The sequence below is a fragment of the Roseateles sp. genome, assembly GCF_047654805.1.
Classification (GTDB): Bacteria; Pseudomonadota; Gammaproteobacteria; order Burkholderiales; family Burkholderiaceae_C; genus Pelomonas.
Genome location: NZ_JASGIV010000001.1, coordinates 3,971,899 through 3,996,102, shown reverse-complemented (window position 1 = coordinate 3,996,102; position 24,204 = coordinate 3,971,899). Strand labels below are relative to the sequence as shown.

General features: G+C 66.0%; 21 protein-coding genes and 1 tRNA gene. 11 read left to right on the top strand and 11 right to left on the bottom strand.

Translation table 11 applies throughout. The features are described 5' to 3' along the window. The first annotated feature begins 27 nt into the window (after positions 1–27). The 3 genes from rpmA (at position 28) to proB (ending at position 2,596) form a co-directional block, all read left to right on the top strand. On the top strand, positions 28–291 hold the full coding sequence (rpmA, locus tag QM732_RS18115) for a 50S ribosomal protein L27 (RefSeq protein ID WP_415657493.1): 264 nt from the start codon (positions 28–30) through the stop codon (positions 289–291). Positions 292–425: 134 nt separating this feature from the next. Further along, positions 426–1,484, top strand: coding sequence for a GTPase ObgE (gene obgE / locus QM732_RS18110; RefSeq protein WP_415657492.1), 1,059 nt, complete (start codon positions 426–428; stop codon positions 1,482–1,484). After that, complete coding sequence (gene proB / locus QM732_RS18105; protein ID WP_415657491.1) at positions 1,481–2,596, top strand: glutamate 5-kinase; 1,116 nt, start codon at positions 1,481–1,483, stop codon at positions 2,594–2,596. Before obgE ends, proB begins: the two co-directional genes overlap by 4 nt. Before the next feature lie 19 nt (positions 2,597–2,615). On the opposite strand, the gene QM732_RS18100 is transcribed toward proB, so the two are convergent. Further along, complete coding sequence (locus QM732_RS18100) at positions 2,616–3,194, bottom strand: RNA pyrophosphohydrolase (RefSeq protein ID WP_415657490.1); 579 nt, start codon at positions 3,192–3,194, stop codon at positions 2,616–2,618. Between the two features lie 141 nt (positions 3,195–3,335). On the opposite strand from QM732_RS18100, the gene QM732_RS18095 reads away from it, so the two are divergent. The 4 genes from QM732_RS18095 to QM732_RS18080 all read left to right on the top strand — a co-directional run bounded on the left by QM732_RS18095 (position 3,336) and on the right by QM732_RS18080 (position 9,107). After that, positions 3,336–5,081: a proline--tRNA ligase gene (locus tag QM732_RS18095; protein WP_415657489.1), complete on the top strand. Its 1,746-nt coding sequence runs from the start codon at positions 3,336–3,338 to the stop codon at positions 5,079–5,081. Then, positions 5,078–5,686, top strand: coding sequence for a lytic transglycosylase domain-containing protein (locus QM732_RS18090; RefSeq protein WP_415657488.1), 609 nt, complete (start codon positions 5,078–5,080; stop codon positions 5,684–5,686). Before QM732_RS18095 ends, QM732_RS18090 begins: the two co-directional genes overlap by 4 nt. Positions 5,687–5,839: 153 nt before the next feature. Then, positions 5,840–7,924, top strand: a complete 2,085-nt coding sequence (locus tag QM732_RS18085; RefSeq protein WP_415657487.1) for a M3 family metallopeptidase — start codon at positions 5,840–5,842, stop codon at positions 7,922–7,924. Positions 7,925–8,024: 100 nt separating this feature from the next. Further along, positions 8,025–9,107, top strand: a complete 1,083-nt coding sequence (locus tag QM732_RS18080) for a lysylphosphatidylglycerol synthase transmembrane domain-containing protein (RefSeq protein WP_415657486.1) — start codon at positions 8,025–8,027, stop codon at positions 9,105–9,107. Here QM732_RS18080 and QM732_RS18075 read toward each other — a convergent pair. The 6 genes from QM732_RS18075 to hemA all read right to left on the bottom strand — a co-directional run bounded on the left by QM732_RS18075 (position 9,104) and on the right by hemA (position 13,979). Further along, positions 9,104–9,679, bottom strand: a complete 576-nt coding sequence (locus QM732_RS18075) for a UbiX family flavin prenyltransferase (protein WP_415657485.1) — start codon at positions 9,677–9,679, stop codon at positions 9,104–9,106. The two genes, QM732_RS18080 and QM732_RS18075, sit on opposite strands and share 4 nt — an antisense overlap. Then, positions 9,676–9,990, bottom strand: coding sequence for a Grx4 family monothiol glutaredoxin (gene grxD, locus QM732_RS18070; RefSeq protein WP_415657484.1), 315 nt, complete (start codon positions 9,988–9,990; stop codon positions 9,676–9,678). Before grxD ends, QM732_RS18075 begins: the two co-directional genes overlap by 4 nt. A gap of 54 nt (positions 9,991–10,044) precedes the next feature. After that, on the bottom strand, positions 10,045–10,617 hold the full coding sequence (locus QM732_RS18065) for a hypothetical protein (RefSeq protein WP_415657483.1): 573 nt from the start codon (positions 10,615–10,617) through the stop codon (positions 10,045–10,047). 135 nt (positions 10,618–10,752) lie between these two features. Then, the gene (gene prmC, locus QM732_RS18060; RefSeq protein ID WP_415657482.1) at positions 10,753–11,568 is read right to left on the bottom strand and encodes a peptide chain release factor N(5)-glutamine methyltransferase; all 816 of its coding nucleotides are present in this window, start codon (positions 11,566–11,568) and stop codon (positions 10,753–10,755) included. Beyond that, positions 11,565–12,650: a peptide chain release factor 1 gene (gene prfA / locus QM732_RS18055; RefSeq protein WP_415657481.1), complete on the bottom strand. Its 1,086-nt coding sequence runs from the start codon at positions 12,648–12,650 to the stop codon at positions 11,565–11,567. Before prfA ends, prmC begins: the two co-directional genes overlap by 4 nt. 66 nt (positions 12,651–12,716) lie before the next feature. Further along, complete coding sequence (hemA, locus tag QM732_RS18050) at positions 12,717–13,979, bottom strand: glutamyl-tRNA reductase (RefSeq protein WP_415657480.1); 1,263 nt, start codon at positions 13,977–13,979, stop codon at positions 12,717–12,719. A gap of 55 nt (positions 13,980–14,034) precedes the next feature. Between hemA and QM732_RS18045 the strand changes: the two genes are divergently transcribed. Beyond that, positions 14,035–14,310, top strand: a complete 276-nt coding sequence (locus QM732_RS18045; RefSeq protein ID WP_415657479.1) for a hypothetical protein — start codon at positions 14,035–14,037, stop codon at positions 14,308–14,310. Here QM732_RS18045 and miaB read toward each other — a convergent pair. Together miaB and QM732_RS18035 are read right to left on the bottom strand one after the other, a co-directional pair. Then, positions 14,300–15,655, bottom strand: a complete 1,356-nt coding sequence (gene miaB / locus QM732_RS18040; protein WP_415657478.1) for a tRNA (N6-isopentenyl adenosine(37)-C2)-methylthiotransferase MiaB — start codon at positions 15,653–15,655, stop codon at positions 14,300–14,302. The genes QM732_RS18045 and miaB overlap by 11 nt on opposite strands. Further along, positions 15,652–16,038, bottom strand: coding sequence for a hypothetical protein (locus QM732_RS18035; protein ID WP_415657477.1), 387 nt, complete (start codon positions 16,036–16,038; stop codon positions 15,652–15,654). The genes miaB and QM732_RS18035 overlap by 4 nt, the downstream gene beginning before the upstream one ends. Before the next feature lie 422 nt (positions 16,039–16,460). Here QM732_RS18035 and QM732_RS18030 point away from each other — a divergent pair, with 422 nt between their 5' ends. Further along, positions 16,461–17,216: a substrate-binding periplasmic protein gene (locus QM732_RS18030; RefSeq protein WP_415657476.1), complete on the top strand. Its 756-nt coding sequence runs from the start codon at positions 16,461–16,463 to the stop codon at positions 17,214–17,216. Between the two features lie 70 nt (positions 17,217–17,286). Here the strand turns inward: QM732_RS18030 and QM732_RS18025 are convergent. After that, positions 17,287–17,363, bottom strand: a tRNA-Met gene (locus tag QM732_RS18025). 53 nt (positions 17,364–17,416) lie between these two features. Beyond that, positions 17,417–19,084, bottom strand: a complete 1,668-nt coding sequence (locus QM732_RS18020) for a rhamnogalacturonan acetylesterase (RefSeq protein ID WP_415657475.1) — start codon at positions 19,082–19,084, stop codon at positions 17,417–17,419. Between the two features lie 133 nt (positions 19,085–19,217). Between QM732_RS18020 and QM732_RS18015 the strand changes: the two genes are divergently transcribed. Together QM732_RS18015 and QM732_RS18010 are read left to right on the top strand one after the other, a co-directional pair. Continuing rightward, a complete protein-coding gene (locus tag QM732_RS18015; protein WP_415657474.1) occupies positions 19,218–20,576 on the top strand; it encodes a hypothetical protein in 1,359 nt (452 codons plus the stop codon). A 402-nt stretch (positions 20,577–20,978) separates the two neighbouring features. Then, entirely contained in the window at positions 20,979–24,143 is a 3,165-nt protein-coding gene (locus QM732_RS18010; protein WP_415657473.1) for a TonB-dependent receptor, read from the top strand. Positions 24,144–24,204 lie beyond the last annotated feature (61 nt).

Sequence of the window (24,204 nt, the reverse complement as noted above, 5' to 3'; positions counted from 1 at the left end):
TTCTCGCTAATTTCTAGGAGCTAACTCATGGCACAGAAAAAAGGCGGCGGTTCCACACGGAACGGCCGCGACTCCAAGCCCAAGATGCTGGGCGTCAAGGCTTACGGCGGTGAACTGATCTCCGCAGGCTCGATCATCGTGCGTCAGCGCGGCACCAAGTTCCACCCCGGCGTGAACGTCGGCATCGGCAAGGACCACACGCTGTTTGCGCTGGTTGATGGCCATGTCAGCTTCACCGTCAAGGGTGCGAAGAACCGTTCGACGGTCGTCGTCACGCCGCTGGCCGCTTAAGCCAGCCGTTGCGGGCGAGCGCATCGCCTGACACCCAAGCCCCGGCATACCCGGGGCTTTGTCATTTCTGAAGTCTGGCGCGCCACACGACGGTGCGCCAGGCGCAACCCCTGCCATTACGATGGCAATCCGCCATGAAATTCGTTGACGAAGCCACCATCGATGTCGCCGCCGGTAACGGCGGTGCCGGCTGCGCGAGCTTTCGCCGCGAGAAGTTCATTCCCTTTGGCGGACCGGACGGTGGCGACGGCGGCAAGGGCGGCAGCGTCTGGGCCGAGGCTGATCGCAATCTCAACACACTGATCGACTACCGCTACGCACGTCGCCACGAGGCGCGCAACGGCGAGGCCGGGCGCGGCTCCGACTGCTTTGGCGCGGCGGCCGACGACATCGTGCTGCGCATGCCGGTCGGCACCATCATCACGGATCTCGAAACGGAGTCCGTCGTCGGTGAGCTGCTGGAGCCGGGGCAGCGCATCCTGATCTGCAAGGGTGGCGATGGCGGCTTTGGCAATCTGCATTTCAAGACCTCGACCAACCGCGCTCCGCGCCAGAAGACTCCCGGCTGGCCGGGTGAGGTCAAGAAGGTGCGCCTGGAGTTGCGTGTCCTGGCCGACGTGGGCCTGCTGGGCCAGCCCAATGCGGGTAAGTCCACGCTGATTACGGCGGTGTCCAACGCCAAGCCGAAGATCGCTGACTACCCGTTCACGACACTGCATCCCAACCTGGGTGTCGTGCGCGTCGGACCGGAAAAGAGTTTCGTCGTCGCCGACATTCCCGGCCTCATCGAGGGTGCGGCTGAGGGGGCGGGCCTGGGCCACCAATTCCTGCGCCACTTGCAGCGCACGCGGCTGCTGCTGCACGTCGTCGACCTGGCGCCCTTCGACCCCGAGGTCGACCCAGTCAAGGAAGCCAAGGCCATCGTCGCCGAGCTGAAGAAGTACGACCCCGAGCTGCACGCCAAGCCACGCTGGCTGGTGCTGAACAAACTGGACATGGTGCCGGAGGAAGAGCGCGCAGCGCGCGTGAAGGACTTCGTCAAGCGCTATCGCTGGAAGGGGCCGGTCTTCGAGATCTCGGCGTTGACCCGCGAGGGCTGCCAGCCGCTGATCCACGCCATCTATGACCATGTCGCCGCCGAGCAGCGAGTGCTCGAAGAGCGCGACATCCGCTTCGAGTCCCCTGCCGAATGAGTCTGCTGTCCAGCGCGCGCCGCATCGTCGTCAAAGTCGGCTCCAGCCTCGTCACCAACGAGGGCAGGGGTGTGGATGCTGAAGCGATCGCGAACTGGAGCCGCCAGCTGGCAGTGCTGGCCGCCGAGGGGCGTGAGCTGGTCATGGTGTCCAGCGGTGCCATCGCCGAGGGCATGAAGCGCCTGGGCTGGGCAACTCGCCCGAAGGAGCTGCATGAGTTGCAGGCCGCAGCGGCCGTCGGCCAGATGGGCCTGGCGCAGATGTACGAAACCCAGCTCAGTGCGCACGGGATGCACAGTGCTCAGGTGCTGCTGACTCACGCCGACCTGGCCGATCGCGAGCGCTATCTAAACGCCCGCTCCACATTGCTCACGCTGATGGCCCATCGCGTGCTGCCTGTCATCAACGAGAACGACACCGTCGTCAACGACGAGATCAAGTTCGGCGATAACGACACGCTGGGCGCACTCGTCGCCAACCTCGTTGAGGCCGATGCGCTCGTCATCCTGACTGACCAGCGCGGCCTGTACTCGGCCGATCCGCGCAAGGACCCGAACGCCCGCTTCATCGACAACGCACAAGCCGGCGATCCAGAGCTGGAGCGCATGGCGGGCGGTGCAGGCTCCAGCCTCGGCCGGGGCGGCATGATCACCAAGATTCTGGCCGCCAAGCGTGCGGCGGGCAGCGGCGCGGGCACCGTCATCGCCTGGGGGCGCGAGCCTGACGTGCTGCTGCGGCTGGCGCGCGGGGAGGCCATCGGCACGGCGCTGCACGCCGCGACGCCGAAGCTGGCGGCACGCAAGCAGTGGATGGTGGATCACCTGCAGATGCGTGGCGCCGTCAGGGTCGACGCGGGCGCCGTCACCAAGCTGCGCGGCGAAGGCAAGAGCCTGCTGCCTATCGGCGTCACGGAGGTGCAGGGCGACTTCCATCGTGGGGACGTCATCGCCGTGATGGCGCCGGACGGCACCGAACTGGCGCGCGGGCTCGCCAACTACTCCGGTGCCGAATCCCGGCTGATCGCGCGCAAGCCGTCGAGCGAGTTTGAGGCGCTGCTTGGCTACGCGGCGGAGCCCGAGCTCATTCATCGAGACAACCTGGTGCTCCGCTAGGAGCGCTGGATCGCGGGGCTCAGCCCGGCGGCTCGCCGTCGGTTGTCTCCAGCGGCATGGGTCCGCTGTTGCGTTCGCGGTGCGCCGGCCGCATGCCGGCTCGCAGGTAGCGGTTGTGGTGGTTGATGCGCGGCAGGTACCGGGCCAGCTCCGTCAACGCCATCTCGTAGACACCGCGCTTGAACTCGATGACGGCCTCCAGCGGCACCCAGTACTCGTTCCAACGCCAAGCGTCGAACTCAGGGTGGTCAGTGGCTCGCAGGTTCATGTCGCAGTCGCGGCCCACCAACTGCAGCAGGAACCAGATCTGTTTCTGGCCCCGGTAGTGGCCCCGCGCATCGCGCCGGATGAAGTGCTCGGGCACTTCGTAGCGAAGCCAGTCGCGTGTTCTCGCAATGATGCGCACATGCTCTGGCGTGAGCCCCACTTCCTCGTGGAGCTCTCGGAACATCGCCTGCTCAGGCGTTTCACCGTGCTTGATGCCCCCTTGCGGGAACTGCCACGAATGCGTCCGGATGCGCTTGCCCCAGAACACCTCGTTGCGCTGGTTGAGCAGGATGATGCCGACGTTGGGGCGGAAGCCTTCACGGTCGAGCATAATCAACCTCAAATCTCTAGTTGGTTCGATTATTGCATCGGGCCGCGATTGCGGCAGCGCCCTCGCTAACCCGAAGATTTCTCCCTGTTTTGTCGTGACTTGGCCGGGTTTTCACCCGGCCTTCGCTTTTCCCATCCGCCCATGAAAGCCTCCCAGTTTTTCATCTCCACCCTCAAGGAAGCGCCCGCCGATGCGGAGGTCGTGAGTCACAAGCTGATGATGCGCGCCGGCATGATCAAGCGCCTGGGGGCAGGCATATACAACTACATGCCCATGGGTTTGCGGGTCATCCGCAAGGTCGAGAAGATCATCCGCGAGGAGATGGATGCCGCCGGCGCGGTCGAATGCCTGATGCCCGTCATCCAGCCCGCCGAGCTGTGGCAGGAGACAGGCCGCTTCGACAAGATGGGCCCCGAGCTGCTGCGCCTGAAGGACCGCCATGGCCGCGACTTCATCGTCCAGCCCACCAGCGAGGAGGTCATCACCGACATTGCCCGCCAGGAATTGCGCAGCTATCGCCAACTGCCGAAGAATTTCTATCACATCCAGACCAAGTTCCGCGACGAGCGTCGCCCCCGCTTCGGACTGATGCGCGGCCGCGAGTTCACGATGAAGGATGCCTACTCCTTCGACCGTGACGTCGAGGCCGCGGGCCGCAGCTACGACAACATGTACGCGGCCTACTGCAAGATCTTTGACCGTTTTGGATTGCAGTACCGTGCCGTTGCGGCCGACACCGGCGCCATCGGTGGCGACCGTTCGCACGAGTTCCAGGTCATTGCCGATACCGGCGAAGACGCCATCGTCTACTGCCCCACCAGCGACTACGCCGCCAACATCGAGTTGGCCGAGGCTGTGGCCCTGCTGCCCGCGCGCGCTCAGGCGCTGCAGCCGCTGGCCAAAACGCCCACGCCGGGCAAGGCCACCTGCGAAGAGGTCGCGCTGCTGCTGGGCCTGCCGCTGGCGCAGACGGTCAAGTCCCTGGTGCTGGCCACGGATGAGCTCGACAAGGACGGCAACATCGTCAAGACCCAGGTTTGGCTGCTGCTGGTGCGCGGCGACCACGAGCTCAACGAGGTCAAGGCCGGCAAGGTCGAGGGTCTGAAAGGCGGCTTCCGCTTTGCGACCGTCGGCGAAATCGATGCACATTTCGGCTGCAAGCCGGGCTACCTCGGCCCCATCGGCCTCAGGCAGCCGCTGAAGATCGTCGCCGACCGCACCGTCGCCGTCATGAGCGACTTCGTCTGTGGTGCAAATGAGGCGGACTTCCACTTCACGGGCGTGAACTGGGGTCGCGATCTGCCCGAGCCCGACGTCGTGGCCGACATCCGCAATGTCGTCGCCGGCGATCCCTCACCGGACGGCAAGGGGCTGCTGGCCATCCAGCGCGGCATCGAGGTGGGCCATGTGTTCTATCTCGGTACCAAGTACTCGGCGGCGATGAACGCCACCTTCCTGGACGAGAACGGCAAACCCAAGCTGATGGAGATGGGGTGCTACGGCATCGGCGTGACCCGCATCCTGGGCGCGGCCATCGAGCAGAACAGCGATGCCCGCGGCATCATCTGGCCGGATGCCATCGCGCCGTTCACGGTCGTCGTCTGCCCCATCGGTGCGGATCGCAGCGCTGAGGTCAAGGCTGCTTCCGAGAAACTCTACGAGGATCTGAAAGCCTTGGGCGCGGACGTGCTTCTGGATGACCGTGGCGAGCGCCCGGGCGCGATGTTCGCGGACTGGGAACTGATCGGCGTGCCCCACCGTGTAGTGCTGGGCGACCGCGGCCTGAAGGAAGGTCAGGTCGAATACCAGGGCCGGCGCGACGAGGCTGCCACCAAGCTGGCCTTGGGTGACGTGGTGGGTCACTTGAAAGGCCTGCTCAAGCTTTGAAGCGCCGGCTTCTGCTGCTGAGCCTGCTCGGCGCGCCGCTGGCGGCGCAGGCAGGCGCCCAGGTCGAGGAGCCGCTCGCGGACTCGATCCGTTCGGCGCTGGGTGCCGCCATCGCGCAGAGCGCGCCGCCGCGCCCCCGCTTCGAGGCGGATCAGCTGGAGGCTCGCATGGCCTATCTGCGCTGGCTGGCGGCGATGAGCGAGCGGCTGAAGAAGCGCAAGACCGAGACGCAGATCCGCATCGAGTTTCTCGAGACGGTTTGGTACGAGGCCAAACGTGCGGGCCTGGAGCCCAGTCTGGTGCTGGGGCTGATCCAGGTCGAGAGCGGCTTTCGCAAATACGCGATCAGCGTCGCTGGCGCACGTGGCTACATGCAGGTCATGCCGTTCTGGACGCGAGTCATCGGCGACGGCGACGCCTCGCGGCTGTTCCACATGCAAACCAATCTGCGCTTCGGCTGCGTGATCCTGCGCCACTACCTGGACGTCGAGCGTGGCAATCTGGCGCTGGCTCTGGGCCGCTACAACGGCAGCCGCGGCAGGCCGGAGTATCCGAACGCGGTATTCGGCGCGCGGCGCCAGTGGCTGCTGCCTGGCGAGATGTGAACGGCTGGTAAAGCTGCAGGGCTTACCCGGCGTGCCTTGTGGCATCGCGTGGCAGGCAGGGTAGCCTGCGCGATTCCGTCCACAAGACAGCCCCATGTCCGCCACACGCCGATTCGCGCCCCTGCTTCTTTCCGCCCTCCTGGCCACGGGGCCGTGGGCCCTGCCCAGGCCCAGCCAAGCGACAACCCGTTGCTGAGCATCAGCCCGCTGCCCCTGCAGTACCCGCAGTTCGACAAGCTGCGCGACGAGCATTTCGCGCCCGCCCTGGAGCGGGGTATGGCCGAGCAGCTCGCAGAGATCCAGGTCATCGCCGACAACCCCGAAGCGCCGACTTTCGACAACACCATCGTTGCGTGGGAGAAGAGCGGTCGGCTGCTGAACCGCGCGACCACGTTGCTGTTCAGCCTGCTGGGGGCCGATGCCAACCCGGCTCGCCAGCAGCTGCAGACCGACTACGCCGCCAAGCTTGCCGCCCAGCGCGACGCGGTGCTGCTCAACCCCAAGCTGTTCGCCCGCGTCGAGGCGCTGTACGTGCAACGCGACACTGCTGCGCCCAACCCCGAAGCCAAGCGCCTCATCGAGCGTTACCGCCGCGACATGCTGCGCGCCGGCGCGCAACTGAATGACGCGCAGAAGACGCGCATGAAGGCGATCAACGGCGAGCTGGCGACGCTGACTGCGCGCTTCAACAAGGCTGTGCTGGCCGAGGTCAACGACTCGGCCATCGTCGTCGACAGTGCTGAGGAATTGGCGGGCCTTAGCCAGGCGCAGATTGCCGCGGCCGCAGACTCGGCCAAGAAACGCGGCCTGGACGGCAAGTACCTGATTGCGCTGCTGAACACCACCATCCAGCCCTTCGAGACCGACCTGCAGAACCGCGCCGTGCGCGAGCGCTTGCACCGCGCATCGGTGGCACGCGGTGCAAGGGGCAACGAGTTCGACGCACGGGCCATCGTGTCCCGTGTGATGACGCTGCGCCAGGAGCGTGCGGCGCTGCTGGGCTATGCGACGCCCGCGGCGTTCGTGCTGGAGGAGGAGACCGCCAAGTCGGCCGACACCGTCAACGCGCTGCTGCGCCAGCTCGCACCGGCCGCCATGGCCTCGGCCAGGCTGGAGGCGTTGGAACTGCAGAAGCTCATCGATAGCGAGCAGGCGGCCAAGAAGCTGCCCAGCTTCGCGCTGCAGGCCTGGGACTGGAGCTACTACGCGGAGAAGTTGCGCGCTGCCAAGTACGGCTTCGATGAGAGCCAGCTCAAACCCTATCTGGAGCTGACCAGTGTGCTGGAGAAGGGCGTGTTCTATGCCGCCAATCAGCTCTACGGCATCAGCTTCAAGCGCCGCATGGACCTGCCGGTCTATCGCGACGACGTGCGCGTCTACGACGTATTCGACACCGATGGCAAGCAGCTAGCCATTTTCATCGCCGACCTCTATGCCCGCCCCAGCAAGCGTGGCGGCGCCTGGGCCAACGCCTATGTCGGCCAGAACGCGCTGGAGGGCACGTCGCCCGTCGTCGCCAACCACCTCAACATCCCCAAGCCGCCCGCCGGCGAGCCGACGCTGCTGACCTGGGACGAGGTCAACACGATGTTTCACGAGTTCGGCCATGCACTGCACGGCATGTTCAACAAGAGCCGCTACCCAGGCCTCACCCGCGTGCCACGCGACTTCGTCGAATACCCCTCACAGGTCAACGAGGTCTGGGCCGACTGGCCCAGCGTGTTGGCCAACTACGCCAAGCATTACAAGACTGGCGCACCCATGCCGCGCGAGCTGCTCGACAAGGTCTCGCGCGCGAAGCGCTTCAACCAGGGCTACACGACGGTCTCCTACCTGTCCGCTGCCATCGTCGACCAGCGCCTGCACCAGCTCAAGGCCGGTGAGATCCCGGCCGCCGAAGGCATCGTGGACTTCGAGGCCAAGGTGCTGAAGGAGGAGGGCATCGACTTCGGCCCGGTGCCGCCGCGCTACAAGCTGCCGTATTTCAGCCACATCATGGGTGGCTACTCGGCCGGCTACTACGCCTACATCTGGAGCGAGGTGCTCGACGCCGACACGGTCGAATGGCTGAAGGCCAAGGGGGGCCTCAAGCGCGCCAACGGCGACCAGCTGCGCGCCAAGATGCTCTCTCGCGGCGGCAGCGAGGATGCCATGCAGCTGTTCCGTAACCTCGTGGGCCACGAGCCGGACATCAAGCCGCTGCTGGAACGGCGCGGCCTCGCGGTGCAGAAGCCCTGACCGGCGAGCCTTCCGCAGGCGCGCGTCCCGCGCCTGCCAGCGGCGTGCGCGGGACGCGTCTGCGCCGCTGATAAGCTCTCCCGTGATCACGGAGGTCTCTTTGCACGAAGAAGCAACGACGGAGAACACGCGCAAGAAGCTGTCGGACCATTTGCTGGCCTGGATGTGGCCGCTGCTGGCGCTGGCGTCGGTCGGTTTCTCGATGGTGCTGCTGGAGGGCAAGCTGAGGGCTGAGGCGGCATCGGACCCGCTGGTTCGCGCCATGCTCAATGACGGGTTTGTCAACGATGCCGAGATCATCCTGCGGGTCATCGGCGAGAAGCTGGCGTCGATACCACCGCGGGGCTACGCGCTGGCCGCGCTGTCCGCTGTTCTCGCCTATGTGGCGCTCGCCTGGTACGACCGCATCGCGCTGCGGCACATCGGCGTGCAGACGCGAGTGTCGGTGGCGTTCAGCTTTCTGTGCTCCTTCGTGGCCTATGCGTTGGGACACAACATTGGCGCTTCAGTGGTTTCCGGCGGCGCGGTGCGGCTGCGGGCCTACGCCGCCCGGGGGTTGAGCAAGGGCCAGGTCGCGATGCTGATCTCGTTCTGCTCGTTCACGTTCGGGCTCGGTGCACTGCTGCTGCTGGGCGGCGCATTGGCCTGGGACCCAACGTTGGCATCGCCGCTGACGGACCGCCTGCCTGCGGGCTGGATCTCGCCGTCGGGCGTGCGGGTGCTGGCGTTTGGCATGCTGGCGCTGTGTGCGCTGTATGTGGGTGCAGCCTTCCTCGGCCTGCGGCCGCTGCGCATGGGGCGCTTCCAGCTGCACTATCCCAAGCCCGGCATCGTGCTGCAGCAGATCGTCGCAGGCCCGCTAGAACTGGTGGCAGCCGCTGCCATCATTTACTTCGCGCTGCCCGTGGAGGGCAACCCCGGCTTTGCCACCGTGCTTGGCGCCTTCCTGATTTCCTTTTGCGTGAGCCTGCTGTCGCAGGTGCCGGGCGGCGTCGGCGTCATGGAAGTCGTGTTCGTCGCATTGCTGCCCGACATGCCGGCCATGGGCGTCGTGGCCGCACTGCTCGTCTGGCGGATCTTCTACCTGCTGGTGCCGCTGGTCGCGTCCGGCCCCATCATCCTGGCGTTCGAGGTGATGCAGTGGCTGCGGCCCAAGGTCGCAGCGTCGCCGGCGGTGCGTTAGGCTGGCCGACGCTGCAGCCCGGACCAGGACGTCGGCTGCGCCTGTGCGACGCCCGCGAGTTCCAATACCCGTTCCACCGTCTCGGCGATCATCTCGTCGATGGTCCTGGGACGGTGATAGAAGGCCGGCAGCGGCGGGAAGCAGATGCCGCCCATCTCCGTAACAGCCACCATGTTGCGCAGGTGGGCTAGATTCAGCGGCGTCTCGCGCACCATCAGGACGAGGCGGCGGCGCTCCTTCAGCGTGACGTCGGCGGCGCGGGTCAGCAGGTTGTCGCCAAGGCCATGGGCGATGGCCGCGAGGGATTTCATCGAGCAGGGCGCGACGACCATCGCCGCGGTCGCGAAACTGCCGCTAGCGATACAGGCTCCGATGTCGCCGGGGGCGTAGGCGTGGTCTGCCTCTGCTTCCAGCGCTGTGCGGTCCAGCCCCAGCTCGTGGTGCGCATTCAAGATGCCGGCGGGGGTGGCGATCAGATGGGTCTCCAGACCCAGTTCGCGTGCACGACGCAGCAGGCGCAGCGCGTAGGCCGCGCCCGTCGCGCCCGTTAGCCCGACGACGAGGCGTGTCACGCGGTGGCGAGTGCCTGCTGCAGCTCGCCCGACTCGTACATTTCCATCATGATGTCCGATCCACCGACGAATTCACCGCCGATGTAGAGCTGGGGAATGGTGGGCCAGTTGGCATAGTCCTTGATGCCCTGGCGCACTTCCTCGTCCTCCAGCACGTTGAAGGTCTTGATGTCGGCGGCGCCGGCAGCCTTCAGAATCTGGATGGCTCGGCCGGAAAAACCGCACATCGGGAACTGGGCCGTGCCCTTCATGAAGAGCATGACGCGGTTGGACTTGACCAGGTCATCAATGCGTTGCTGAACGTCGCTCATTGCAGATCTCGGGAAGGCAAAACCGCAATTATCCGAGAGGCGGCGGCATTGAACCTAGTAGCTGTAGGCCAGGCCCAGCTGAAGCAGGGGCTTGAAGCGCAGGTCACGCATCGCATCCTCGAAGCCCTGGGCGTTACTGCGGCCCAGGCGCAGGCCGCTGTACGAACCCGACATCAAGCCGAAGTCGGCGCTGAAGGCGAAGCCGCTGCCGTGCACTCGGCCGGTGTAGCCGATGCCCACATAGGACAGGTTGGCGCTGGGCTCTAGCGCATAGGCATCCATGGTGTTCAGCGACAGGCTGCGCCGGCCGGCGGCGAAGGGGCCGCCGCCCAGGGCCAGGCCACCGCTGCTTTGCGACATGGATAGCGGGCCCAGCAGCAAGCCACCAGTGGCGCGCAGGCCACCGCCCAGGCCGCTGAAGCCTGAACTGGTGAGGTAGTAGTCGCCAAGCAGGTTGGCGCTGAGGATGCGGGAACCGCCCAGGCGTGGCGTGGCGTCGGAGCCGGTGTCGGTGGCGTTCAGCTGCAATCGCGCCTGCCAGCGCAGGGAGGCATCGCCATCGGCCCAGGCCGAAGCAGCAACCAGGGCAGAGAGGCTCAGAACTACAGCGCGGGCAAGGCGGGTCATGATCGTCTCCTGCGCGGTGCAACGACTGGCACCGGGATTCGATACTACGCCGGCTGGCGCACCTCGTGCAGGAAGAACTTGGGGCAAAAGATCACGCAAACCCGGGAGCCGTTCGCGGGTTGGCAAGCCCGGCTTTCAGTCCTGCCAGCGCCCCCCGCTGGCGCGCGCCCGGCCGGCGAGGTCACGGCGCAGGGAGGCCTCGGCGAAGCCGCGCTGCGCCAGATGTTGCGCTACCGCGTCAGCCTGGTCCCAGCCATGTTCCAGCAGTAGCCAGCCGTCGGGAAGGAGATGCTGCGGAGCAGCATCGATCAGTGCCTTGAGGTCTGCCAGACCATCGCCGCCGGGTGTCAGTGCCGTGATGGGCTCGTGGCGCAGCGCGGGCAGGTGCGGGTCGTCGCCTGCGATGTAGGGTGGGTTGCTGACGACAAGGTCGAAGCGCCGGCCTGCCAGGGGTTTGAACCAGCTGCCATGGTGCCAGTCGACCGGCAGGCCCAGGCGCTCGCCGTTGGCGCGGGCAACGGCCAGGGCCTCAACGCTGAGGTCGACGGCGGTGACCCTGGCGCGCGGGCAGGCGGCCTTGATGGCCAGCGCGATGGCGCCGCTGCCGGTGCCAAGGTCGACGACAGCGGGCTCGTCGGGCAGGGCAGCGAGCAACTCCAGTGCCCAGTCGACCAGGGCTTCTGTGTCCGGGCGCGGGATCAACGTGGCCGCCGTCACCTGCAGCAGCAGGCCATGGAAGGGCTGCCAGCCGGTCAGATGGGCCAGCGGCTCGCCGTCGGCCAGGCGGCGCAGCGCGACTTCGACGCCGGGAACCCGCGTATCGCCATGGGTGATGAGCCACGCACGACTCTGGCCGGTCAGGTGCGCGACCAGCGTTTGCGCGTCGCCGCGTTCGATGCCGAGCTGGCGGGCGAGAGCCAGAGCCTCGTCCACCGTCAGGCCGGCCGTCATCCCCGGCCCTCCTCCAGTTGGGCCAGTTGAGCCGCCGCCTGGGCGGCCTGCAGGCCCTGGATGACGTCGCCAAGGTCGCCGTCCATGATCTGGCCCAGCTTGTACAGCGTCAGGTTGATGCGATGGTCGGTGAGGCGGCCTTGCGGGAAGTTGTAGGTGCGGATGCGGTCGCTGCGGTCGCCGGTGCCAACAAGGCCCTTGCGGGTGGCGGCCTCCTTGGCCTCACGCTCAATGCGCTCCTTGTCGCGCAGCCGGGCCTGGAGCACCGCCAAGGCCTTGGCCTTGTTGCGGTGCTGGCTGCGGTCGTCCTGGCATTCGGCGACGAGCCCTGTCGGGAGGTGTGTGACGCGGATGGCTGAATCGGTCTTGTTGACGTGCTGGCCGCCGGCTCCGCTGGCACGGAAGGTGTCGATGCGCAGGTCGGCCGGGTTGAGCGTGATCTCCTCGGCTTCATCGGGCTCGGGCATCACGGCAACCGTGCAGGCGCTGGTGTGGATGCGGCCCTGGCTTTCGGTGGCCGGCACGCGCTGCACGCGGTGGCCGCCGCTCTCGAACTTCAGACGGCCATATACGCCGTCGCCCTCGATGCGCGCGACCAGTTCCTTGTAGCCGCCCAGGTCGGACTCGTTCTCGGACAGGATCTCAGTGCGCCAGCCCTGGCTTTCGGCGAAGCGCAGATACATGCGCGCCAAGTCGCCGGCAAACAGGGCCGACTCATCGCCGCCCGTGCCGGCGCGGATTTCGAGGAACGCGTTGCGCTCGTCGTCCGGGTCCTTGGGGATGAGCGCGAGCTGCAGATCCTGGTCCAGTGCGGTCAGGGCGGCTTCGTTGGCCGCGATCTCCTCGCGCGCCATTTCGGCCATCTCGGGGTCGGCCAGCATCTCTTGCGCGGCGGCCAGGTCGGCCTCATGCTGCTGGTAGCGGCGGTAGCGCTCGACCAGTCCGGAGACCTCCGCCTGCTCCTTGGTCAGCGTACGGTAGCGTTTCATGTCGGCAGCGATGCTGCCGTCGGCGAGCAGGGCATCGAGCTCGGTGAGACGGAAACCTAGGCGGTCGAACTGCTGGCGCAGGGAGTCTTTCATGGCGGCGAAGGGATGGCAGTCGGGAGGAGGCGCGATGGACGCGCCGGGCGGCGGTAGCGAGCGCCGCTAAGACTGCTTGCCGCGCAGGAACAGCCGCGAAACGGTCTGAGCCAGATGCAGGCGCTGCTCGCCGTCGCTGGCATGCAGCTCGGCCAGCGTGCCGTGCAGCAGCTTTTGGGTGAGGCCTCGAGACAGGGCGTCCAGCACCTCGTCCACGTCCGCGCCCTTGGCCAGCAGCTTTCGGGCGCGGGCGATCTCCAGTGCGCGCCAGTCGTCGGTCTGCTGGTGCAAGGCCTGGATCAGCGGCACTGTGTGGCGCTGGTCCAGCCAGTGCATGAAGCTCTGCACCCCGGTCTCGACGATGGCCTCGGCCTGCTCGACGGCCGCCTGGCGCTTCTCGCCAGCGGTCTGGACCTGCTGGGCAAGTTCGTCCACGGTGTAGAGGTAGACATCGTCCAGCTGGGCCACCTCGGGTTCGATGTCGCGCGGCACTGCCAAGTCCACCATGAACATGGGGCGGTGTTTGCGCTTCTTCAGCGCGCGCTCGACGGCGCCCAGGCCGATCAGCGGCAGACTGGACGCGGTACAAGACACGACGATGTCGAATTCATGCAGACGCTCGGTCAGGTCTGACAGCCGCAGCGCCTCGGCGCCGAAGCGGGTAGCCAGCTTCTCGCCGCGCTCCAGCGTGCGATTGGCCACGGCCATGTGGCGCGGCGTGCGGGCCGCGAAATGAGTGGCCGTCAGCTCGATCATTTCGCCCGCCCCAACGAACAGCACACGGGTCTGGGCCAGATCCTCGAACAGCTGGCCGGCCAGGCGTACGGCCGCCGCGGCCATGCTGATGGAGTGGGCGCCGATCTCGGTGGAGCTGCGCACTTCCTTGGCCACCGAGAAGCTGCGCTGGAACAATTGGTGCAGGGTCGTGCCGAGGGCTCCGGCGGCCTCGGCTTCCTTCACGGCCTGTTTCATCTGGCCGAGGATCTGCGGCTCGCCCAGCACCATGGAGTCCAGTCCGCTGGCGACGCGGAAGGCGTGGCGAGCGGCGGCGCTGCCTTGCATGACGTAGGCGTGCTCACGCAGCGCGCCGGCCTCGACGCCGCCAGCCTGGGCCAGCCACGCGATGGCTGGCTGCACCTGGGCTGTGGGTGCGGCGACGTAGACCTCGGTGCGGTTGCAGGTGGACAGGATGGCAGCCTCGGGTGTGCCGGGCAGCTTCTGGCGCAGACCTGCCAGCGAAGGCGCCAGTTGCTCCAGCGTGAACGCGAACCGCCCGCGCAGGTCCAGCGGGGCGGTGTGGTGGTTCAGGCCGAGAGCGAAGACCGACATGGGGGTGAATTGTAGGATTCGCCGCTTTTCCGCCACTGACAACGATCAAGTCCGCATGAGCCCGCTCGACGCTTTCTGGCATCTCGCCAACCTGTTTGCCCCGGCCTGGGGGCTGGCGGCGTTGCTGGCGCTGGCGATCAAGGGGCTGTGGCGGCGCGAGGCGAAGTCTCTGGCGTGGCGGCGGCTGTGGGGCTGGGGGGCGGCGGGCGGCAGCGCCGCAGTGATCGCCGCCTTGCTGCTGTTTGGCCGTGACGGCCGGATGGCAGGCTACGCTTTGCTGCTGCTCGGCGTGGCGCTGCCGCAATGGTGGCTGCTCAGCTTCAGGCGCTGAGGACTTCTTCCGTCGTGACGACCTCGCCGCGCAGCGAGTGCGCGAAGGCGGTCGTGATGCGTACGTCCACCAACTGGTCCATCAGTCGCGGCGAGCCGGCGAAATTGACGATGCGGTTGCACTCTGTGCGCCCCATCAGCTCGGACGCGTCCTTGCGGGCGTTGCCGGTGACCAGCACTTTCTCCACGCGGCCCACCATGCCTTGCGAGATCGTCAGCGCGTGGGCCTCGATGGCGGCCTGCAATTCCTGCAGCCGCTTGACCTTGACCTCGTAGGGCGTCGTGTCCTCCAAGGCGGCCGCTGGCGTACCGGGGCGAGGGCTGAAAATGAAGCTGAAGCTCGCGTCGAAGCCGACGTCGTGCACCAGCTTCATCAACTTCGCATGGTCATCGTCGGTCTCGCCGGGGAAGCCGACGATGAAGTCGCTGGCCAAGCGCAGATCGGGGCGGATGGCGCGCAGCTTGCGCACGATGCTCTTGAACTCCAGTGCCGTGTAGCCGCGCTTCATGGCCATCAGGATGCGGTCACTGCCGTGCTGCACCGGCAGGTGCAGATGGTTCACGAGTTGTGGGATCTTGCCGTAGGCCTCGATGAGGCGGGGGCTGAACTCGTTGGGGTGGCTGGTGGTGAAGCGCAGGCGCTGGATGCCGGGGATCTCGGCCGCGTACTCCAGCAGCAGCGCCAGGTCGGCGTGCTCCGCGGTGTCGCCCATCCTGCCTCGATACGCGTTGACGTTCTGGCCCAGCAGGTTGATCTCCATGACGCCCTGGTCGGCCAGGCCCGCGATCTCGGTCAGCACGTCGTCGAAGGGGCGAGAGACTTCCTCGCCCCGTGTGTAGGGCACGACGCAGTAGCTGCAGTACTTGGAGCAGCCTTCCATGATGGACACGAAGGCCGACGCACCTTCGACCTTGGCTGGCGGCAGGTGGTCGAACTTCTCAATCTCGGGGAAAGAGATGTCTACCTGCGGGCGACGCTGCTCGCGGCGTGCCTCCAGCATCTGCGGCAGGCGGTGCAGCGTCTGCGGGCCGAAGACGACGTCTACATAGGGCGCACGCTCGATGATGGCGGCGCCCTCCTGCGACGCGACACAGCCGCCGACGCCGATCATGACGCCCTTCGCCTTCAGATGCTTCACGCGGCCCAGGTCGCTGAAGACCTTTTCCTGCGCTTTCTCGCGCACGGAGCAGGTGTTGAACAGGATGAGGTCGGCCTGCTCGGGGTCGTCGGTGGGTGTGTAGCCCTTGGCGGCTTCCAGCACGTCGGCCATCTTGTCCGAGTCGTACTCGTTCATCTGGCAGCCGAAGGTCTTGATATAGACCTTTTTGGTCGTCGCGTCGCTCATGGCTTGATCCAGGTCTGGTTGCCGGGATTGAACTGCCAGGTGGCGGATTCGGCGGGGGTCGTGGGCCAGGGCTTGTTGGCGAGCTCGGCGGGATTCAGCACCCAGACGTCCATGATCAGGCCGCTGCTCTCGACCGTGTAGTGCACGACGAGCTTCTGGCCCGTCAGGCCGGCCGGCGGTACCCAGAGGTTGGTGTCGCCCTTGATGCGGCTGCCGGGCGCCAGGCGTGCGGGCTTGCCGTTCAGTAGTGCGTCCGGGAACTGCGTGACGACGAGCTCACCGCGCAACGCGCTAGGAGGAAAGAAACGGTGTGTCTGCGCCTGAGCGACGAGACAGCTGGCGGCCAGGGCGACGCCCAGCACGGGAAGGACACAGCGGTACATGGTATTTGTCCAGTGGCTGCGAGGGCAGCCACCACTGAAGGCGGCTGCGGAGCTGCGAAAAAAAACGGCCCGAGACCTGCTCGGGCCGACGGGACTCCGGTGCGCGCCCGGGGCGGTGGTGCCCCGGTATGCAGCCAACGATATCAACGGCTTGAGCCCGAACTTGCGCCACGGATGGCGAGGGGCGATTGGGTTGCGGATTCTGCCAGCATTCGCTTTTCGCGTCTTCACCATGGCGATTTGCAGGAAGGGGCAGCGTCGCATGTGGCATTCGTGCGGCCTCGGCTTTGATCTGGAGCAAACAGTCATCGCATGGCGGCCACCTATAGTGACTCGATGCCGCAATGATGCGGCCGTACTAACAACCGGCGGAGGCTATGAGGGAAAGGCTGCGGGGTGTGCTCGTATTGGCCCAGATGGTCATGGCGCTGCCGATCGCCGCCCAGTCGGCCGAGATCGAGGTCGACGCCTTCAACACCTACAGCGTGCCGCCTTTCATCGCGACTGCTGGGCGGGGACTGGACATGGAGTTGGTGGACTACCTGAACCGCAAACTCCAGGGCAGCTATCGCTTCAAGTTGTCGGTCCTGCCGCGTGAGCGGCTGCTTAAGCGCCATCTCAATCCCCCGCAGCAGTTCGTCGGGCTCGCCCTCTTCATGGCGCCGCAGTTTGTCGACGACGTGGCCCAGCAGCGGTTTCTCTGGAGTCCGTCCCTGTTCGACGATCAGAACATGCTGATCTTTAGGGGCGCGCAGCGCGGCCGAGTGCAGCGCCTGGACGACCTGAAGGGGCTGCGCTTTGGTGGCGTGCTCGGCTATCGCTACGAGGGCTTCGACGGCATGGTCGCGGCCGGCTCGCTGGTCAAGGAAACCGCAGGCAGTGCACAGGCCTCGCTGCGCCAAGTGTGCCTGGGTCGCGTCGATTTCACTCAGATGAGCCGCGTGATGTTTGAGGCGCTGGCGGCTGAGTCGGGTTGCGCCGACAGGTTGGTGTTGCAGCCCTTGCCGCACAGCTCGCCTTTCGGCCGCCGCATCATGATGGGCCGGGCGGATACCGAACTGGCCGCCAGGGTCAGCGAAATCGTCGAGCAGATGCCGTGTGACCGTGAGTGGCGACGCGTCGCGGCGGGCCATCGCATCAGCTTGCCGGCGTGTCGGGGAGGAATGCGCGGAACCTAGCTCGACGGCGCGTCGAGTCGTCAAACGGAAAACCCCTGGTGGATCACTGATCTACCAGGGGTTTGCTGTTTGGTGGCGCTTCAGGGACTCGAACCCCGGACCTGTGGATTATGATTCCATCGCTCTAACCAACTGAGCTAAAGCGCCTGAGCCCGCTATTCTAAACGAATTTTTCCGGTGCTGGCAAGCGTTCTAGTGAATCAGTGCGCTGCAGGGCGGAGGAACACATTCAGCGGCTGTCCTGGAAGCTGCTTGAGCCCCTCGACGACCTGGGCGGCGTTGAAGGTGGCGCCGGCGTCATTGGTGTGCGTGCGGGCGTCGGCGAAGAAGCCATCGACCCGCTCGGCGCCCACGGCACGGTAGGCCGTCGCCACGAGCATCGTCAGGTCGATGAACTGGGCACCACGAGCACGCGCCACCTGCTCGCCCCAGGCCGCATAGTTCTCGAAGTCGCGTTGCTGCTCGGGCTTCCAGCGGTCCTTGTGCGGGATGGGCGACAGCACGACGACGCTGACACCCTTGGCGCGGGCCTCGTCGATGTAGCGGGCCAGATACCAGCCGAAGCTCTGCACGATCTCCTTGCTGCCGTCGGGCCGGGTGTCTTCTTGCGTCTCGGGGCCAATGCCGGGGACCGAGCCGCGATTCTTGCCTGCCGGATCGCCGATGCGGGCGCCATCGTTGTGGCCGAACTGGATCAGCAGCGTGTCGCCGGACTTCAACTGCCCCAGCACCGAGGCCCAGCGGCCTTCTGTGAAGAAGGTGCGGCTGCTGCGACCTCCAATTGCGTTGTTGACGACATTGATGCGTTGCGTGTCGAAGAAGGCGGCCAGCCGCTCTCCCCAGCCATAGGCGCCGTTCTGGCCGCCGCTGCGCACGGTGGAGTCGCCGATCAGCACGAGGCTGGGGAGTCCTTGGTCGCGAGGGGCCTCGACCTTGACCTTGCGGGCATCGACGACCGGTCGGTCATCGCTGCCATCAGGCGCGAAGCGGCGCAGGTAAACGGCGTCGGGCAGCACCTTGTTCTGAATCAGGCCGGCGACGACGAGCTGGGCATTTAGCGTCGCGCCGGCCAGGTTGGTGTGTACGGTCTCCTGCGGCGTATCCGCGGGAAAGAGCCTTTCCACAGCGGCCTTGCCCAGCGCCTCGTAGCGCAGCGCACCCCATTCGTTGAGGTCGATGAAGGCCACGTTCTCCTGCTTGGCCACGTCTGCAGCCCAGGCCGCGAAGTTGCCTCCGGCGCGAGTCACCTTCAAGCCATCGGCCTCCCAGCGCTTGCGGATCACCGGCGAGGCGACGACGGGCGTCGCCCCCAGCGCGCGGATCTCGGCGATGTAGCCGCGCAGGTAGGCGCCGTAGGTGAACACGGTCTCGGGCTTGCCAGTCAGCAAGTTGTTGATGTCCTCTTTCTCGGGCCCGGTGCCGCGCAGCACGCCGCGGGCTCGGCTGTTGTCGTTGACGGGGCTGGCGTCGTTGTGCCCAAACTGCATGACGACCCAGTCGCCCTTCTTGATGAAGGGCTTGGTCCGTTCCCAGTGGCCGCTGCTGCGATAGGTTCGGCTGGACAGTCCGCCCACGGCGCGGTTGACGACGTTGATCCTGTTCAGGTCGAAGTAGGCTGCGATGGGGTTGCCCCATCCCCACTGGCCTTCGGCACCCTTGCCCTGGCCGTCGTCGCGGCCGTTGCGCACCGTGGAGTCGCCGATGAAGACCAGCGATGGCAGCTCGGGCCTGGCAGGCTCGGGTAGCGTGACCTGCGCACGCGCCGGGTCAGTGGTGGCGGTGAACTCCTGCGCCACGGCTGGAGCCAGGGGCAGCGCGAGCAGTAGCGCGGCGAGCGCGCGGCGGGCGAGGGTTGGCTGGGAAGTCATGGCGCGCATGCTAGAAGCGGTGCGGCACGGAGCGACTGCGAGATGGCGCAAGTTCTTGAGCGATTGGCGCCCAGCAACATCGCGCAACAGAGCCCGTCCTAGAGTCGCGGCCACTTGGATACAGGCACCCATCATGTCGCTTCGCAAGACCTCCCTGCTGCTGACCCTGCTCGTCGCGCTGACGCCCGCCTTGGCCCAGATCGGCCAACGCTTCCCTTCCGAGAAGCGCATCGTGCCCGACCCCGTCACCGGTACACCACTGACTTTCCTGACCACGCAGCCGCGCGGCGATTCCAAGATCTACCCCAGCCATCCGCAGTGGACGGCCGATGGCCAGTGGCTGGTGTTCCGCTCCAATCGTGTGAAGGGTGAGGCAATCGCCGTCAACGAGGCCAGCGGCGAGATGGTGCAGGTCACCGAGGGTGGCTACGAGGGCATGCTCAATCTCGCGCAGTCGGGCGGCAACAAGCTTTACTTCCTGCGCAAGGATCCGGCCGGCGCTGCCAGCGACAAGGTCAGACAGGCCGTCGAGGTGGATCTGGACCGCCTGTTTGCCGACAGCAAGGCCGGCACGATGAAGCCCGCCAGCGCCTACCAGCGCGTCTTCGCCACGCTGCCAGCCGAGCTGGAAGCCTTCGGTGACAACGCGCTGGATGCCGACGGCCAGTGGTTCTACTTCCGCATCCAGGGCAAGGCCTACGCGGGTGCCAAGCTGCCGGCCGGCACCAAGATCGAGCCGCCCTTCGGCCCGCGTGGCATGGGTGCCGGCCCGCATGCCATCGGCAAGATCAACGTGAAGACGGGCGAGATCCAGCACGTCGTCTCGGTGCCCTTCCAGATCGGTCACATCCAGAGCAACACCTGGAACCCGGGCGAACTGGTGTTCAGCTGGGAGACGGGCGGAAAGTCGCCGCAGCGCACCTGGACGGTCAAGGGCGACGGCACCGGCCTGCGCCCGCTCTACCCCGAGGCGCCCTATGAGTGGGTAACGCATGAGGCCTTCATCGGCAAGGACGAGGTGGCCATGGCCATCATGGGCCACCGAGCAATCCCTGGTGTCGTCGATCCCAGCCGACCGGCAGCCACCGGCGTCGAGGGTGCCAACCCGGGGCAGGACGCGGCATGGGGCGATGCAGGTACGCGCGAGAAGCCGACGGGTCTCGCCATCGTCAACCTGCGAACTCGGGAAATGACCATCGCAGGTCAGACCCCATCGGGCAGCGGGTTGTGGCACGTGCACGGCTCGCCCGACGGCCGCTTCGCAGTGGGCGACGACTTCAGCCGCAGCCTCTACCTGATCGACCGCAAGACCCGCGAGATGATCGTGCTGACGGCGGGCCACAAGACGACGGCGCGCGACCATCCGCACCCGACCTTCAGCCCCGATGGCCGGAAGATCCAGATCCAGTCAGCCATGCTGTCCGCCGATGGGCGCGAGATGAATATCTGCGTCGTGCCGGTGCCCCAGGCCTGGTTGGATCGCAAGCCCTGATGTTTTTTGAAATATCGATATTCATAGGGCAACTTTGGTCCGGGGTATTTGATATTCCGGAATATTGGGCTGGACTCTTTGCGAAAAGGGGTTCGGCCCATATTCATTCAGATCGCCGCTGCGGCCTAGCGCCCGAACTGCTGGGTGTGTCATGGCAGACCGATGCGCTCGTGGGAGCGCGGGCTCATGGGGGCGGCGATCGAAACCGGCCCGGGATAATCACGAACGTGATCGAAATTCCGGCGGCGCAAGGGTTTTCTCGGGGGCGAAGCAATCACGGTCGTGATTCTTTGCTGGCACGTGAACGCGGCGTAAAACCCTCGGCCTAGACTGTCCGCGGGGCAGTAAAGAAGAGGGCTCATATGGAGCCCCATCCTGGTAGATATTCTGGAGACAGACAAAATGCTGAAGAAGATTCACGGCGGCATGCCGGTTTCGCGTTGGACGCCGTTGGCCTTGGCCATCTCGGCTGCATTGGCCGGCCAGGCTCACGCCCAGCAGACCTCGGCGCCTGCCGAGAAGCCCGCCGAGAAGGCCGAGGCTGAGCCCAAGGCCGCCGACAAGAGCACGCAGCAGCTCGACACAGTCACCGTCACCGGCATCCGCCGCTCCATCCAGAGCGCCATCGATCGCAAGCGCAACGCATCCACGGTGACCGACAGCATCGTCGCCGAGGACATCGACCAGTTCCCGGACAAGAACGTCGGCGAGGCGCTGTCGCGCATCACTGGCGTGCAGCTGTCGCGCGAGTTCGGCGAGGGCTCGCAGGTGTCCATCCGAGGCGTCGAACCCGACCTGAACCGCGTCGAGATCAACGGCATGTCGGTTCTGGGCACCAACGGCGGCGCCGGCCGTGGCGCCGAGCTGCGCGAGCTGGCCTCCGAGCTGATCGCCTCCATTGACGTCGTCAAGGGCTCAACGGCCGATCTGACCGAAGGCGGTGTGGGTGGCACCGTGCGCATCAACACGCGCAAGCCGCTGGACTTCACCAAGCGCACCATTGCGGGCACGCTGGCGGCCGAGCAGGGCAGCCTGCGCGGCGGCACTCAGCCGCGGGCGACGCTGCTGCTGGCCGACAAGTTCCTTGACGGCAGGCTGGGCGTCATGGCCAACCTGGTCTACGACAACATCCACACGCGCGGCGACTTCGCCCGCAACACTTCTTGGACCTTCCTGCGTGACTGGGATTTCTCGGACGAGAAGACCATCACGAGTTTGAACCCTGCGGCAGCGGCTGTGACGGCGCGAACTGGTTGTAATGTCTTTGCAACTGGCACGACCAATCGCAATGATTGCGAGCGGCAGTGGTTTGACTACGCACCGCGCATCTCGCGCTACGGTATCTGGGAGCGCGACCACAAGCGCAGCTCCGCTGAGCTGACGGCGCAGTACAAGTTCACCAAGGACTTCGACGCCTACGTCAGCCATCAGGTCAACACCCAGGCGCAGAAGCTCAACGACATGAACTTCGGCACCGATTTCACCGCGGTGAACCGGCTGGCCGTGAGTGGCAGCGCACCGGTGTATGCGGCCAACGGCACCGTCGCCACGGCGGGCACCTGCACGGACGTCAGCGGCAGCGCGACGCCGGCCGGCATGGTGGTGGAGAACCACCACGTCACGCAGTACACGGTTGGCAACTGCCTGAACGTGGCCGGCCGGGGCGGCCAGGGCGCCTTCAGCACCTCGGCGCGTGACTTTGCGCTGGACATCAAGTCCAAGTACACCACCGCCGGATTCAAGTTCAAGAACAACGGCTGGCGCATCGAAGGCCTGCTGGGCGACTCCAAGTCCGACTACAAGAGCGAGAGCAACAACATCGTCCTGACGCAGAACGCGCCGGGCCTGGTCGTCAAGCTCGACGGCTCGCGCCTGCCGCAATTCAGCTTCCCGAGCGGCTACAGCCCCGACGCTGCCAGCTCCTACGTGCAGGCTCAGCTGCAGTACCGTCCCTCTGCCACGCAGAACAAGGAACGCCAGGGCAAGCTGGACTTCCAGTACGACTTCGACCACGATTTCTTCCACAGCCTGTGGTTTGGTGGCCAGGCACGCGAGTCCAGCTCGCGCCAGTACAACGGCGGCGGCTACCTGGTCCAGAACAACGGCAGCCTGACTGCGACCGACGAGGCGGTGGACATCAACGCTCGCGGTGCTAACGTCAACCAGACCATCATCTTCGACCCGCTGTACACCGGCACGGCGCAACGCCCTAACGACGCGCAGACCTACATCAACAGCGGTTTCAAGACGTCCTACGTGAACGGCGCTCGCATGCAGGAGATCGTCAACACGCTCCTCACGAAGTCGCCCGGCACCTTCATGGGCGGCTATGGCAGCGTGTCGGGCCTGCCGGCCAACTGGACCGCACCGAGCTACTCCGCTGCTGCGGCCTCGGGCATCTTTGATACCAGCGCCTTCAATCACAACTACCTGTACACGACGCCCGGCAGCGACGGCAAGACCTATTCGCAGATCCCGGCCTTCGACATCACCGAGAAGATCAAGTCGGGCTACGTGCGCCTGGACTGGGGTACTGAGATCCTGGGCATGCCGCTGGATGGCAACGTGGGCGTGCGCTACACCCGCACCAACGTGACGTCGACCGGCATCCAGACAGACCGCATCTGCAACCCGGCCACCGTCTCCAGTTGCTCTGCCCTCGTGATCAGCAACAAGGTTGTCTCCCTCAGCAACAGCTACAACGATGTGCTGCCTAGCCTGAACGGTACGCTGCAGCTGATCAACGGCAAGCTGCTGGTTCGTGGCGGCCTGGCCAAGGTGATGGCGCGTCCGGCGCTGAACCTTCTGGCGCCCAACGTCACTTGCACGACTGGCAGCGGCGACCCGGCACGGGGCGGTGACGGCACGGATGACTGCACGGCCGGCAACCCCGACCTCAAGCCCTACCGCGCCACCAAGTACGACCTGAGCGTGGAGTACTACCCCAGCCGTGACACGCAGGTCAGCCTGGCCACCTTCCGCACCGAGATCGACACCTACGTGCGCACCGGTATCTACCGGCCGAGCGTGGATTTCTATGGTGACGGCCGCCTGTTTGACGTGACGCAGGCCATCAACGGCGAGGGCGCCAAGACCCAGGGCATCGAGCTGGCGGGCCGCACTGCGCTGTCGTTCCTGCCAGGCTGGCTGAGCGGCTTCGGCGTGGACGCCAACTACACCCGCATGGCCTTCAGCTATGCCAAGGGCAACGAGCTGATCAGCCCGCTGGACAACTCGGTGCTGCCCTACCCGGGCCTGTCGAAGAACTCGTACAACCTGGGCCTGTGGTACGACGACGGCAACTTCAACGCACGCCTGGCCTACGCCTATCGCGACAAGTACTACACGGGCGGAAACGACGTTTCGGGCAACCCGAACTTCCGCGACAAGACAGGCTACCTGGACGCCAAGTTCCAGTGGAAGGCGACGAAGAACCTCACGTTCTCGGTCGAGGCCAAGAACCTGACCAACCAGGCCGAGCTGAGCTATGCAGGCGACCTGAGCCGTCCGAACGAACTGGCTTGGTCGGGCCGCCGCTACTACCTGACGCTGGGCTACAAGCTCTGACGTCGATTCCGAAAAGTTTCTCCGGGCCGGCATGGCCTCAGTAGTTGCGCTGACAGCGCGC

Coding starts and splice junctions, on each gene's coding strand:
- rpmA (WP_415657493.1), top strand. CDS start 28: ATGGCACAGAAAAAAGGCGGCGGTTCCACACGGAACGGCCGCGACTCC.
- QM732_RS18095 (WP_415657489.1), top strand. CDS start 3,336: ATGAAAGCCTCCCAGTTTTTCATCTCCACCCTCAAGGAAGCGCCCGCC.
- QM732_RS18045 (WP_415657479.1), top strand. CDS start 14,035: ATGAGCCCGCTCGACGCTTTCTGGCATCTCGCCAACCTGTTTGCCCCG.
- QM732_RS18020 (WP_415657475.1), bottom strand. CDS start 19,084: ATGACTTCCCAGCCAACCCTCGCCCGCCGCGCGCTCGCCGCGCTACTG.
- prmC (WP_415657482.1), bottom strand. CDS start 11,568: ATGACGGCCGGCCTGACGGTGGACGAGGCTCTGGCTCTCGCCCGCCAG.
- QM732_RS18010 (WP_415657473.1), top strand. CDS start 20,979: ATGCTGAAGAAGATTCACGGCGGCATGCCGGTTTCGCGTTGGACGCCG.
- miaB (WP_415657478.1), bottom strand. CDS start 15,655: ATGAGCGACGCGACGACCAAAAAGGTCTATATCAAGACCTTCGGCTGC.
- proB (WP_415657491.1), top strand. CDS start 1,481: ATGAGTCTGCTGTCCAGCGCGCGCCGCATCGTCGTCAAAGTCGGCTCC.
- grxD (WP_415657484.1), bottom strand. CDS start 9,990: ATGAGCGACGTTCAGCAACGCATTGATGACCTGGTCAAGTCCAACCGC.
- obgE (WP_415657492.1), top strand. CDS start 426: ATGAAATTCGTTGACGAAGCCACCATCGATGTCGCCGCCGGTAACGGC.
- QM732_RS18035 (WP_415657477.1), bottom strand. CDS start 16,038: ATGTACCGCTGTGTCCTTCCCGTGCTGGGCGTCGCCCTGGCCGCCAGC.
- QM732_RS18100 (WP_415657490.1), bottom strand. CDS start 3,194: ATGCTCGACCGTGAAGGCTTCCGCCCCAACGTCGGCATCATCCTGCTC.
- prfA (WP_415657481.1), bottom strand. CDS start 12,650: ATGAAAGACTCCCTGCGCCAGCAGTTCGACCGCCTAGGTTTCCGTCTC.
- QM732_RS18030 (WP_415657476.1), top strand. CDS start 16,461: ATGGCGCTGCCGATCGCCGCCCAGTCGGCCGAGATCGAGGTCGACGCC.
- QM732_RS18065 (WP_415657483.1), bottom strand. CDS start 10,617: ATGACCCGCCTTGCCCGCGCTGTAGTTCTGAGCCTCTCTGCCCTGGTT.
- QM732_RS18015 (WP_415657474.1), top strand. CDS start 19,218: ATGTCGCTTCGCAAGACCTCCCTGCTGCTGACCCTGCTCGTCGCGCTG.
- hemA (WP_415657480.1), bottom strand. CDS start 13,979: ATGTCGGTCTTCGCTCTCGGCCTGAACCACCACACCGCCCCGCTGGAC.